General features: G+C 71.5%; 10 protein-coding genes. 8 read left to right on the top strand and 2 right to left on the bottom strand.

Features of this window, described 5'->3' with window-relative positions; translation table 11 throughout:
- Window positions 1-8: 8 nt before the first annotated feature.
- The 6 genes from ACFU9P_RS23745 (at window position 9) to ACFU9P_RS23720 (ending at window position 8,335) form a co-directional block, all read left to right on the top strand.
- Window positions 9-1,625 (top strand): substrate-binding domain-containing protein, encoded by a 1,617-nt coding sequence (locus ACFU9P_RS23745; protein WP_384084092.1) that lies wholly within the window; start codon window positions 9-11, stop codon window positions 1,623-1,625.
- Entirely contained in the window at window positions 1,609-2,409 is an 801-nt protein-coding gene (locus ACFU9P_RS23740) for a hypothetical protein (protein WP_384084089.1), read from the top strand. Before ACFU9P_RS23745 ends, ACFU9P_RS23740 begins: the two co-directional genes overlap by 17 nt.
- A gap of 71 nt (window positions 2,410-2,480) precedes the next feature.
- Window positions 2,481-3,482 carry a zinc-dependent alcohol dehydrogenase family protein gene (locus ACFU9P_RS23735; protein WP_376380235.1) on the top strand — a complete coding sequence of 334 codons (1,002 nt, stop codon included), beginning with the start codon at window positions 2,481-2,483 and terminating at the stop codon, window positions 3,480-3,482.
- Between the two features lie 82 nt (window positions 3,483-3,564).
- Window positions 3,565-4,185, top strand: a complete 621-nt coding sequence (locus tag ACFU9P_RS23730) for a YigZ family protein (protein WP_384084086.1) — start codon at window positions 3,565-3,567, stop codon at window positions 4,183-4,185.
- Window positions 4,182-5,348 carry an exonuclease SbcCD subunit D gene (locus ACFU9P_RS23725; protein WP_384084083.1) on the top strand — a complete coding sequence of 389 codons (1,167 nt, stop codon included), beginning with the start codon at window positions 4,182-4,184 and terminating at the stop codon, window positions 5,346-5,348. Before ACFU9P_RS23730 ends, ACFU9P_RS23725 begins: the two co-directional genes overlap by 4 nt.
- Window positions 5,345-8,335, top strand: coding sequence for an AAA family ATPase (locus ACFU9P_RS23720; protein ID WP_384084080.1), 2,991 nt, complete (start codon window positions 5,345-5,347; stop codon window positions 8,333-8,335). Before ACFU9P_RS23725 ends, ACFU9P_RS23720 begins: the two co-directional genes overlap by 4 nt.
- 42 nt (window positions 8,336-8,377) lie before the next feature.
- Here ACFU9P_RS23720 and ACFU9P_RS23715 read toward each other — a convergent pair whose 3' ends face one another.
- A complete protein-coding gene (locus ACFU9P_RS23715) occupies window positions 8,378-8,824 on the bottom strand; it encodes an Lrp/AsnC family transcriptional regulator (protein WP_376380245.1) in 447 nt (148 codons plus the stop codon).
- 93 nt (window positions 8,825-8,917) lie between these two features.
- Between ACFU9P_RS23715 and ACFU9P_RS23710 the strand changes: the two genes are divergently transcribed.
- Window positions 8,918-9,412, top strand: a complete 495-nt coding sequence (locus ACFU9P_RS23710; protein ID WP_376380248.1) for a rhodanese-like domain-containing protein — start codon at window positions 8,918-8,920, stop codon at window positions 9,410-9,412.
- A 98-nt stretch (window positions 9,413-9,510) separates the two neighbouring features.
- Window positions 9,511-10,362 carry an SDR family oxidoreductase gene (locus ACFU9P_RS23705; RefSeq protein ID WP_384084076.1) on the top strand — a complete coding sequence of 284 codons (852 nt, stop codon included), beginning with the start codon at window positions 9,511-9,513 and terminating at the stop codon, window positions 10,360-10,362.
- Between the two features lie 147 nt (window positions 10,363-10,509).
- Here the strand turns inward: ACFU9P_RS23705 and ACFU9P_RS23700 are convergent, their stop codons facing one another.
- Window positions 10,510-12,192 (bottom strand): DUF885 domain-containing protein, encoded by a 1,683-nt coding sequence (locus ACFU9P_RS23700; protein WP_384084073.1) that lies wholly within the window; start codon window positions 12,190-12,192, stop codon window positions 10,510-10,512.
- Window positions 12,193-12,316: the final 124 nt, after the last annotated feature.

Genomic DNA, 12,316 nt, shown 5'->3' with positions numbered 1-12,316 from the left:
GTGCCCGAGTGCGTACGATCCGTCGCTCCCGCGCGACCCGGCGCCCGGCGACGGGCCTTGTCGCCCTCTGCCTGGCCTGGCTGCTCCTCGGCACCGCCGTCACGGCCTGCTCGGCCGGCGGCCCCGAGCCGGTGACACTGCGTGTGCTCGCCAGCTCCGAACTCGCCGACATGGCGCCGCTCCTCGACGAGCTGCGCGAGGAGACCGGTATCGAGCTGGAGATGGAGTACCGGGGCACCATCGACGCCGGCGACGCGCTGGCGTCGGGTGCGTACCGGCACGATCTCGCCTGGCTCTCCTCCGACCGCTACTTCCAGCTCAAACGGAAAGCGGCCGGGGACCACGGCGAACCGCCGCTCGCCACCAGCATCATGCGCTCGCCCGTCGTCATCGGCCTGAAGCCCGCCACCGCCGAGCGGCTGCGCCGTACCACGCCCGACGGCCAGATCTCCTGGGCCGATGTCGCCGACGCCGCCGCCGACGGCAGTCTGCGGTTCGGCATGGCCGATCCGCGCCATGCCAACAGCGGACTCGCCGCGCTCGTCGGTGTGGCGACCGCCGCCGCGGACACCGGTGGCGTACTGCGCCCGCAGGACGTGTCCTGCGACCGGCTGCATGGTTTCTTCGCCGGACACCGGCTCGCCGAGAACACCTCCGCCGGTCTCGTCGACGGATTCGTCAAGGACCGGAACAACCTTGAAGCGCTGATCACTTACGAGTCCGAGCTGCTCGCCCTCAACGGCTCGGGAAAGCTCCGCGAGCCGCTGGAGATCGTCTACCCGAAGGACGGCATGGTGCTGTCCGACTATCCCCTGCTCCTGCTCGACCCGGCCCAACGGGCCGCGTACGACAGGCTGGTGGAGTGGCTGAAGAGCGAACCGGTCCAGAAGAAGATCATGGACCGTACGCTGCGCCGGCCCATCGATCCGGCCGTCCCCCGGGTGCCGCGCCTGCGCCGGCCCATCGGTAACGCGCTGTACTTCCCCGACGACCAGAAGGTCGTCGACCGGCTCCTCGCCGACTACGGCGACCCGAGGCGCGGCAGAAGCTCCCGGGTGATCTTCCTGCTCGACTTCTCCGGGTCGATGCGGGGCGAGCGCATCGCGCGGCTGCGCGCCGTCTTCGACGGCTTGAGCGGCGGCGACGACTCGCGCTCCGGAAAGTTCGTCAGGTTCTACCGGGGCGAATCGCTCACCGTCATGAGATTCGGCGGGCGTGTGCTCGACGAACGGAGCGTGACGTACGAGAGCCCGCGCGACCTGGACCGGCTGCGCGGCTTCGTCGCCTCCGACGGCTTCGGTACGAGCACCGCCATCTGGTCCGCGCTGGACCACGCGTACGACACGGTCACCGACGAGGCGCGCGAGCGGCCCGGGCAGGCCGTATCCATCGTGATGATGACGGACGGCGAGAACAACGCCGGTATCGACCTCGACACCTTCGTCCGCCGCTACCGGGCACGGCCGCCGGAGGCACGGGCCGTACGCACGTACACCGTCCGCTACGGCGAGGCCGACACGGGCGAACTGGACCGAGCGGCACGGACGACCGGCGGACGCATGGCCGACGCCACCGTCCAGTCGCTCCTGAGCGCTTTCAAGGAGATACGTGGGTGTCATCAGTGAGGCGTGGTGGGGCATCCGATGGCCCTGGATGCTCGTATGGCTGCTCACCGCGGTCTGCCTCGCGGCGCTCCTGGTCCTGACGGTCCTCCGGCTCGTCCGGTTCCTCCGCGGGCGGCGGCCCGACAGCCGGCCGGCCACCTTCAGCATCTGCTTCTACCTCCATGGCACGACCGTCATGGACCACTACCAGATGCGTGGTTACGCGGCGGCCCTCCGCCGGGAGGTGGAGCAGCGGACCAGCGACAGTACGGAGGGGAACGTCCGTGCCTCGGTCCTCGGGGCGACCCTGGGCGGCGGCAGGCGCGACACCATGGAGGTCGTCAGCAAGTATCTCCAAGTGGCCGAGCCGATCTCGGTGATCGGCGTCATCATGGATGTCCTTGAGAAGGAGGACGTCATCGTCCATGTCGATCTCGTCAACGGGACGGTCCGGCACAACAGGGCGCTGGCCGCCGGATCAGGGACAGGGGCCGGGGCGGGCGCGAGGGCCGGGGCCGGGGCTTCGCGGCGGACCGTACGGCTGCGGGACATCGAGGACTTCGTGCTGATCAGGGGCCGGTTCAGAAAGGTCAGCGAATCGTCCGGGGCGACGGTCTTCGAGGCGCCCTACGGAGACCCCGACCTTCCTGGCGAGGGGCCGCGTGTCCGGGTCACCTGCGCCACGGAAGGTCTGCGTACCGCGCCCGGACAGGGCACGTTCCTGGCTCGCTGCCTGGGCAAGGTCCAGGACTGGAACGCCGAGGACGCGGTGCTCGACGTGCAGGCCATGGCGATCTTCCGCTGACCCGCCGACCGGACCTGGTGGGCCCGTCCGCCGTAGACTGGAGATCTCCTGCGATCGAAGGAGATGGAACCATGAAGGCAGTCCGATTCGATCAGTACGGTGAGCCCGCAAAAGTCATCTCGGTGGATGATGTGCCTCTTCCGGAACCGGGGGAGAGAGAAGCGAGGGTCCGCATTACGGCGACCCCGGTCAATCCGTCCGACCTGCTGTATGTGCGGGGAGTCTACGGCGGCCTCGAAGCGCATTTCCCGGCGCCGATCGGATTCGAAGGCGTCGGTACGGTGGACGCCCTCGGGCCGGGAGTGAAAGACCTCGCGGTCGGCCAGCGTGTATCCGTCATGAATGGCACAGGCGGCAACTGGGCCGAATACACGGTGGTACCGGCCCGCGATCTGTTTCCGATGCCGGATGACATCCCCGATGAGCAGGCCGCCTGCTTTGTCGTCAACCCGGCTTCCGCCATCATCATGGTCCGCCAGGCCCTGGCCGTCCCCCGGGGCGAATGGCTGCTCCAGTCGGCGGCCGGCTCCGAATTGGGACGCATGATCATCCGCCTGGCCAAACGGGACGGGATCCGTACGCTCAATGTCATCCGCCGCCGCGAACCGGTCCCCGAGCTGAAACGCCTCGGCGCCGACGCCGTCATCGTCTCCACCGACGGTCCGATCGACGAACAGGTCCGTGGCATCGTGGGCCCGGAAGGCGTCAAATACGCCATCGACCCCGTGGTCGGGGAAACCGGAACCCAGATGTTCAAAGCCCTCCACGCCGAGGGCAGAATGCTGGTCTACGGCTCTCTCACGGGCGAACCGATCCGCGTGGGTGAGGACCCCCGCTACATCCTGGCGGGCCGTCGGACTCTCGAAGTCTTCTGGCTCCCCGATTGGCTCGCCAGAATGGATGACACAGCACGCGAGCAGCTCGTCCAGGACATTGTGACGCTTATGCGCGAGGGCATCGTGGAAACCTCTCCCGGTTCCACATTCCCACTGGACGAAGTCACCACCGCGGTCGCCGAGGCGGAAAAGATAGGCAGAAAGGGAAAGGCACTCCTGACTCCCGGAAACCGATGAAACACGGCCACTGATGCCCGTCGCCGCGCGGCCTCGCGAACCCCGGGCGAGACCGGCCCGGGTTGGCGCATAGGGTGGGGGGATGCAGGAGCGGTACCGGGTTGTGGCGCGGGCGGGCGCGCATGAGGCCGAGATCAATCGGTCGCGGTTCCTCTGCGCGCTGGCGCCCGTCGCGAGCGAGCAGGAGGCACAGGACTTTGTCGCCCGCGTCCGCAAGGAGCATCCGACGGCCACTCACAACTGCTACGCGTATGTGATCGGCGCCGACGCCTCCGTACAGAGGGCGAGCGACGACGGAGAGCCCGGCGGCACCGCCGGAGCGCCCATGCTCCAGATGCTGATGCGCCGCGAAGTGCGCTACACCGCCGCGGTCGTCACCCGGTACTACGGCGGGGTCAAGCTCGGCGCGGGTGGTCTCATCAGGGCGTACGGCGGAGTGGTCGGCGAAACCCTGGACCTCGTGGGGACATTGACACGGCAGCGCTTCCGGCTCGCCACCGTCACCGTCGACCACCAGCGCGCCGGCCGGCTGGAGAACGATCTGCGCGCGACCGGCCGTACCGTACGCGAGGTGCGGTACGGAGAAGCCGTCACCATCGCGGTCGGCCTGCCGGACGCGGACCTGCCGGCCTTCCGCGCCTGGCTCGCCGACACCACGGCCGGCACAGCCGTACTGGAACTGGGCGGCGAGGCCTTCATTTGAGGATTCTGCACACCTCCGACTGGCATCTCGGACGGTCGTTCCATCGCGTCGGACTGCTCGACGCCCAGGCCGCCTTCCTCGACCATCTCGTGGCGACCGTCCGCCAACGCGAGATCGACGCCGTCCTGGTCGCGGGCGACATCTACGACCGGGCCGTACCGCCCCTCGCCGCCGTCGAACTCTTCGACCGCGCGCTGCACCGCCTCGCCGACGCCGGCGTACCGACCGTCATGATCTCCGGCAACCACGACTCCGCCCGCAGACTCGGCGTCGGCGCCGGGCTGATCGAGCGCGCCGGTATCCATCTGCGTACCGACCCGGCTGGCTGCGCCACCCCCGTACTGCTCTCCGACACCCATGGCGAAGTGGCTTTCTACGGACTGCCGTACCTCGAACCGGCCCTGGTGCGCGACGAGTTCGGCACGGAGAAGGCCGGCCACGAAGCGGTCCTCGGCGCCGCGATGGAGCGCGTACGGGCCGACCTCGCTGGACGCGCCCCCGGCACCCGCTCCGTCGTCCTCGCACACGCCTTCGTCGTGGGCGGCGAACCCAGCGAGAGCGAACGCGACATCACCGTCGGGGGAGTCGCCGCCGTGCCCGCCGGTGTCTTCGACGGCGTCGACTATGTCGCCCTCGGCCATCTCCACGGCTGCCAGACCGTCAACGAGCGTGTGCGGTACGCGGGTTCGCCGCTCGCCTACTCCTTCTCGGAGACCGCCCACCGCAAGACCATGTGGCTGGTGGAGCTGGGCCCGGCCGGCGAGATCGAGGCGGAGCGCATCGACTGCCCGGTGCCCCGCGCCCTGGCCCGGATCCGCGGCCCCCTCGCCACCCTGCTCGACGATCCCGCGCTCGCCCGCCACCAGGACTCCTGGATCGAGGCGACCCTCACCGATCCGGTGCGGCCCGCGGAACCCATGGCCCGGCTCACCGAACGCTTCCCGCACACCCTCAGCCTGGGCTTCGCCCCCGAGCGCGGGGACGACGACCCCCTCGCCTCGTACGCCCAGCGCCTCGCGGGCCGTACCGACCAGCAGATCGCGGAGGACTTCGTGGCCCATGTACGGGGCGGACCGGGGCCGGACGAGCGCGAACGTACGGTGCTGCGCGACGCCTTCGACGAGGTACGGGCCGACGACGCCGTGCGCGAGGTGGGCCGGTGAGGCTGCACCGGCTGACGATCACCGCCTTCGGCCCCTTCGCCACCACCCAGACCGTCGACTTCGACGCGCTCTCCGCCGCCGGGCTGTTCCTGCTGCACGGCCCGACCGGAGCCGGGAAGACATCCGTACTCGACGCGGTGTGCTACGCGCTGTACGGAGCCGTGCCCGGCGCCCGCCAGAGCCCCGGTGCTCCGCTGCGCAGCGACCACGCGCCGAGCGGCACGCCCACCGAGGTGGAACTCGAACTGACCGTGGGCGGACGGCGGTTGGAGATCACCCGGCGGCCCGCCCAGCAGCGCCCGAAGAAGCGGGTCAAGGGCTTCACCACGGAGAAGGCGCAGACCTGGCTCCGTGAGTACGACACCGGGCGCGGCGCCTGGCGCGCGCTCAGCCGCTCCCACCAGGAGACAGGCGAGGAGATCGGCCGGCTGCTCGGCATGAGCCGGGACCAGTTCTGCCAGGTGGTGCTGTTGCCGCAGGGCGACTTCGCCCGCTTTCTGCGCGCCGACGCCGAGGCGCGCGGCAAGCTCCTCGGCACGCTCTTCGACACCCGCCGGTTCGCGGCGGTCGAGGAACGGCTCGCCGAGCTGCGCCGCGCCGCCGAACACCGGGTACGCGAAGGGGACGAGCGGCTGCTCGGTATCGCGCAGCGCATCTCCCAGGCGGCGGACGGCAGTTCGGCAGCGCTGCCCGAGCGGCGGCCGGGCGACGCCGGACTCGCCGAAGCCGTACTGGAATGGGCGGCGCTCGCCCGTACCACCGCCCAGGAGCGGGTGGACATCGCGGAGTCGGCCCTCACGGCGGCCGAGAACCGGCGGGCCGCCGCCCGGCACGCACTGGACGAAGCACGCGAACTCGCCCGGCTGCAAGGGCAGTTCGCCGAGGCCCGGATCCGCGCCGAGGCACTCGAAGCGCGCCGCCCCGAACACGACCGTGCCCAGGGCTTCATCGAGCGCGCCCACAAGGCGGAACTGGTCGCCCCGGCGCTCGCCCTGCGCGAAGAAGCCGAGGAGGCGCACCGGGCGGCCTCCGACGCGTACGACCGGGTACGGGCGCTCCTGCCCGCTCGTCTCGCCGAGGCGGGCGCCGAGCAACTCGCCTCGCTCGAAAGGACCGTACGGCAGGAACTCGGCGCCCTGGACGCGGCCCGTCGCTCTGAACGGCGCGCCGCGGAGATCACCGGTGAGCGCGCAGCGCTGGACCGGCAGGCGCGCGCCGACGAGGAGTTCCTCCAGGAGACGGCGGGCTGGCTGGCGGGCTGGGAGTCCGAACGCCGGGCGCTCCGGGACCGTATCGAAGCGGCCCAGGAGGCGGCGACCCGTGCCGAACAGCTCGCGGGTCGGCTCGAACCCGCCCGGCTCCGGCTCGAAGCGGCCCGGCGGCGCGACACCCTGGAAGCGGCGGCCGGTGAAGCCGAACAGCGGTTGCACCGAGCCAGAGAGCACGCCAACAGCGCGCATGAGACCTGGCTCGATCTGCGTGAGCGGCGGCTGCGGGGCATGGCGGCCGAGCTGTCCGCCGGGCTCGTCGACGGCGAACCTTGCGCGGTCTGCGGCTCCGCCGTACACCCCGAGCCCGCCCGCGCCGGTGCAGGACAGACCGAACCGGCCATGGAAGAAGCGGCGCTGACGCGGTATCAGCGCGCTTCGGAGGCCCGCGACGAGATCGAGCGCGAACAGGTCGCGCTCGCGGAGCGGTACGCGGCGGCCCGCGAGACGGCCGGTGGCGCGAGCGTCGATGAACTGTTCGTGCTCGCAGGCGAGTTGGAGCGCGAATACACCGACGTGCACCGGCTCGCCGCCGGTACGCATGCCGCCCGCGAGGCCCTCGGCCGCGCCGAGCGCGAGCATGACGAGCGGCTCACGGCACAGCGGGAGGCCGAACGCCGGGTCGCCGCCCGCACCTCGCGGCGCGAAGCCCTCGACCGCGAACTGACGGTGCTGAGCGCCGAGTTGAGCCGCGCGCGGGGCGATGCCGAGACCGTCGCAGACCGGGTGGCCCAGCTTGAGGACCGGGCCCGGCGGCTCGCCGGAGCCGCCGGGGCCGCCCGCGAGGCCGACACCACGGCGCTCCATCTCAAGGAGGCCGACGGCCGGCTCGCCAACGCCGCTTTCCGGGCCGGGTTCGACACCCCGCAGGCCGCGGCGGCTGCCCTGCTCACGGACACCGACCGGCGCCAACTCCAGCGAGTCCTCGACGAGTTCAGGGACGAGGCGGTGGCGATCGACACCGTGCTCACCGACGCCGAGATCCGGCGCGCCGCCGCCCGCCCGCCCGCCGGGACCGCCGCGACCGAGGCCGCCTACGATGCGGCAGAGCGGTCCCTCCAGGACGCCTCGGCTGCCGCTGTCACCTCCCGCGACCGCCGTGCCGAACTTGCCAGGCTGTCGCGGCAGGCCGAGGCGGAGGTCCGGGGCCTCGGCCCGGTCCGCGAGGAGTACGACCGGGTGGCCCGCCTCGCCGGACTCACCGCGGGCACCTCCGCCGACAACACCCGCAGGATGCGGCTGGAGTCGTACGTCCTGGCGGCCAGGCTGGAGCAGGTCGCGGCCGCCGCCAGCGCCCGGCTCCAGCGCATGTCGTCCGGCCGCTACGCCCTCGTCCACTCCGACGCAAGGACGGGCGGGCAGCGCCGTTCGGGACTGGGACTCCAGGTCGTCGACGCCTGGACGGGCAGCGCGCGCGACACCGCCACACTCTCCGGCGGCGAGACCTTCTTCGCTTCACTCGCCCTCGCGCTCGGCCTCGCGGACGTGGTCACCGACGAGGCGGGCGGCGTACGGCTGGACACCCTCTTCATCGACGAGGGCTTCGGCAGCCTGGACGACCAGACGCTGGACGAGGTCCTCGACGTCCTGGACGGCCTGCGGGAACGCGACCGCAGCGTCGGCATCGTCAGCCATGTCGCCGATCTGCGCCGCCGTATCCCGGCCCAGTTGGAGATCGTCAAGGAGCGCCACGGCTCGGCAGTGCGCCATCGCGTCTAGGGCCTCTCGTCTGGGCCCTGGCGCGCAGTGCGGGTGGGCCGCTCAGCGGCTGAGGGAGCGGCGAGGCAGCGGCGACGAGTAGACGACGCTGGTGGTCACCGAGCCCAGTGCCCCGATCCGGCCCGCGATCTCTTCGAGATGGCTCATCGAGCGTGCCGCGACCTTCAGTACGAAACAGTCGTCCCCCGTCACATGGTGGGCCTCCAGGATCTCGGAGGTCGCGTCCAGCAGATCGTGGAACGGCTTGTAGTTCCCGTTCGGATACCGGAGCCGCACGAAGGCGAGGATGGTCCGGCCGAGCCGCTCACGGTCGACCACGGCCGTATAGCCCGAGATCACCCCGGCCTCCTCCAGCCGGCGCACCCGCTCTGTCACGGCGCTCGGGGACATGGAGACGGCCCTGGCCAGCTCGGCGAAACTGACCCGGCCGTCGCGTTGCAGGACATCCAGCAGGTGCCAGTCGGTGGCGTCCGGTGAATACGTGGTCATCACCGAGAAATAGCAGGGAAAGCACCGTCCATCAAGGCAAGGACAGTGGATTCCCTCTTCAGCGGGCCGTCCGGCGACCGTAGATTTCGGGTCATGACCACCACCACAGACACCTCGGCCATCCCCGAGGACAGCCCCGTACTGCGGGTGCCGCCCGCCTCAGCCGCCGAGGCCGTCGCGTACTTCCGGGCAAGCCTCACCTTCCACGCGGATGTCTCCGATGTCGCCGCGGCGCTGGCCGTCGGAGGCGACGCGGGCTTTGTCGTCATCGACTCCCGCTCCACCGAGTCCTGGGACCAGGGGCATGTCCCCGGGGCCGTCCACCTGCCGACCGCGCTGATCCCGGAGCAGGCGGAGCGGCTCCTCGACAAGGCGGTGCCCGTCGTCACCTACTGCTGGGGCCCCGGCTGCAACGGCGGGACCCGGGCCGCGCTCGCCCTCGCAAGCCTCGGCTACCGCGTGAAGGAGATGCTCGGGGGCATCGAGTACTGGATACGGGAAGGTTTCGAGGTCGAGACGTGGCAGGGACGCGAGCGGCGCGCCGCGGACCCGCTGACCGCGCCGGCCGGTGCGGAGTGCGGCTGCTGACGGCCGTACGGTGCGGGGTGGGCGGACTCCGGCGGCAGGCGGCCCGGTGCGGGATATCCGTATGACATCCGCTGCCGCACCGGCCATCATGGCTGCCCATGCCCGCACTTGATCCCCTCGCCCCCTCGGCCCTCCGCCGTGATCCGCTGCCCCTGCGCGGCCGTACCGCCCTGGTCACAGGGGCCAGCCGCCGTGGCGGTATCGGCTGCGCCGTCGCGCGGCGGCTGGCCTCGTACGGCGCGAGCGTCTATCTCCATCACCATGTGCCGCACGACGCCGGGCAGCCCTGGGGCGCCGACCCCGGAGGTCCGGAAGCGGTCGCCGCCGCTGTTCGGGAGGCGCGGGCCGATCCGGCGGCACTGGTGGTGCACGGACCCGGCGATCTGTCCGGTGCCGACGCGCCCGCCACGCTGATCGGTACCGCCGTCGAGGCGCTCGGCGGGCGGCTCGACATCCTCGTCGCGAACCACGCCCTCAGCGGTTTCGACGGCACACTCGACACCATCGACGCGGCGATGCTCGACGCGCACTGGGCGACCGACACCCGGTCGGTGATCCTGCTCGTCCAGGCGTACGCGCGGCTGCGCGCGACACTGCCCGCCCGTACGCCCGGCGGCAGGGTCGTCATGATGACCTCGGGCCAGGATCTCGGGGGCGGTATGCCCGAGGAGATCGCGTACGGTCTGGCCAAGGGAGCCCTCGCCTCGGCGACCCGGTCGCTGGCCACCTCGCTCGCGGATCTCGCGGTGACGGTCAACACCGTCAACCCCGGCCCCGTCGACACCGACTACCTGTCAGGACCCGCGGACGAAGCGGTCGCCGCCCTGTTCCCGGCCGGCCGCTGGGGCATGCCCGACGACCCGGCCCGGCTGATCGCCTGGCTCACGACCGACGAGGCCGAGTGGGTCACCGGCCAGGTCATCGACTCGGAGGGCGGCTTCCGCCGCTGAGACAGGCGGGCCGGGACCGGTCACTTCAGACGGCTCGCGAGGCGGCTCGCGAGGCCGCGCGCCGGCCGGAAGGCCGTCGGGCCCGGTCGGTTCGACCGGGCCCGGCCGGCACCGTAACGGCGCGCCGTACCGTACGCCCGCTTCCGGTCAGAGCTTGGACAGCTCGTCCACCAGGTCGTCCAGACCGAGCGAGCCCTGGGACAGGGCCGCCATGTGCCAGGCCTTCGCGTCGAAGGAATCGCCGTGCGCCTTACGGGCGTTGTCGCGGCCGAGCAGCCAGGCGCGCTCGCCCAGCTTGTAGCCGATCGCCTGGCCCGGCATCGACAGATAGCGCGTCAGCTCGCTCTCCACGAATTCCGCGGGACGGCCGCTGTGGTTCCCGAAGAACTCCTGCGCCAGCTCCGGGGTCCAGCGCTCGCCCGGGTGGAACGGCGAGTCCGCCGGGATCTCCAGCTCCAGATGCATACCGATGTCCACGATCACCCGGCAGGCGCGCATCATCTGGGCGTCCAGATAACCGATCCTGCGCTCCGCGTCCGGCAGGAAGCCCAGCTCGTCCATGAGCCGCTCCGCGTACAGCGCCCAGCCCTCCGCGTTGGCGCTGACCATACCGACGGTCGCCTGGTAGCGGGACAGCCGGTCGGCGACCAGCGTCCACTGCGCGAGCTGGAGATGGTGTCCCGGCACACCCTCGTGGTACCAGGTCGACACCAGGTCGTAGACCGGGAAACGGGTCGCGCCCATGGTGGGCAGCCAGGTGCGGCCGGGGCGCGAGAAGTCCTCGGACGGGCTGCTGTAGTACGGGGCGGCCGGCCCGCCGGGCGGGGCGATCCGGGACTCCACCTTCCGTACCTGCTCGGCCAGTTCGAAGTGCGTGCCGTCCAGCGCCTCGATCGCCTCGTCCATCAGGTTCTGGAGCCAGTCCCTGACCTCGTCGACCCCGTCGATGTGCTCGCCGTGCTCCTCCAGATAGGCGAGCGCCTCCCAGGGGCCCGCGCCGGGCAGGATCTTGCCGGCCTCGGTCTTCAACTCGGCCAGCAGCCGGTGGTACTCGGACCAGCCGTACGCATAGGCCTCGTCCAGATCGAGGTCGGTGCCGTTGAAGTAGCGCGCCCAGCGGGCGTAGCGCTCCCGGCCGACGGTGTCGGGCGCGTCCTCGACGGCCGGCGCGTACACGTCGCGCATCCAGTCGCGCAGCTCCGCGACGGCGGCGGTCGCCTGGTGCGCGGCGCTGTCCAGTTCGGTACGGAGCGAGCCGGGGCCCGCCGCCGCGAACTCCTCGAACCAGCCGCTGTCCTCGCCCGCCCACTCCGTGAGCTGGCCGATGAAGGTCGCGGTGGGGCGCGGCCCGGCGTACAGCTTGCGTTCCAGACCCAGGGCCAGCGAGGCGCGGAACCCTTCGAGCGCGGCGGGCACGGCCCGCAGCCGCTCGGCGATCGCCGCCCAGTCCTCGTCCGTCTCGGCCGGGGTCACGGTGAACACCTCGCGGATGTGGTGCGCCGGCGAGTGGATGTTGCTGACCTTGCGCAGCCCCTCATCGGTGTCGTGGACGGCGAGTTCCGCCGTCAGCCGCTCCCGCAGCAGCCGGCCGCAGCGCCGCTCGGCATCGGTGTCCGCGCCCGGCAGGGTCTCGGCCGCGTCGAGCCGGCGGAGGGTCTCCCGGGCGAGATCGGCGAGCGCCTGCTGGCCGGCCGGGGAGAAGTCGGGAAGGCGGCGGGAACTCTCCGCGACGCCCAGGAACGTGCCGGTGATGGGATCGAGTTCGATGAGTGCGTCGACGTAGGCGTCGGCGACCTGGCGGGGCAGCGCGCTGCCGGCTGTGTCTGACATGCGGGCCATCTTCTCCGAGAGAGAGCCCGCCGTCACATCATGGATTCCGCTCCGGGGACGGTTTGGCCGACGAGGACGCGACGGGCGGGCGCCGATCCACCGTTGCGGCGGCCAACCGGGCGCC

The sequence above is a fragment of the Streptomyces sp. NPDC057617 genome (assembly GCF_042800555.1).
In the GTDB taxonomy this organism is placed as follows: Bacteria; Actinomycetota; Actinomycetes; order Streptomycetales; family Streptomycetaceae; genus Streptomyces.
This window is presented reverse-complemented; position numbering and strand designations above follow the sequence as displayed.

What these genes read in the sequence shown, in the direction of transcription:
- ACFU9P_RS23735 (WP_376380235.1), top strand. Translation starts at nt 2,481, where the DNA reads ATGAAGGCAGTCCGATTCGATCAGTACGGTGAGCCCGCAAAAGTCATC.
- ACFU9P_RS23730 (WP_384084086.1), top strand. Translation starts at nt 3,565, where the DNA reads ATGCAGGAGCGGTACCGGGTTGTGGCGCGGGCGGGCGCGCATGAGGCC.
- ACFU9P_RS23715 (WP_376380245.1), bottom strand. Translation starts at nt 8,824, where the DNA reads ATGACCACGTATTCACCGGACGCCACCGACTGGCACCTGCTGGATGTC.
- ACFU9P_RS23710 (WP_376380248.1), top strand. Translation starts at nt 8,918, where the DNA reads ATGACCACCACCACAGACACCTCGGCCATCCCCGAGGACAGCCCCGTA.
- ACFU9P_RS23705 (WP_384084076.1), top strand. Translation starts at nt 9,511, where the DNA reads ATGCCCGCACTTGATCCCCTCGCCCCCTCGGCCCTCCGCCGTGATCCG.
- ACFU9P_RS23700 (WP_384084073.1), bottom strand. Translation starts at nt 12,192, where the DNA reads ATGTCAGACACAGCCGGCAGCGCGCTGCCCCGCCAGGTCGCCGACGCC.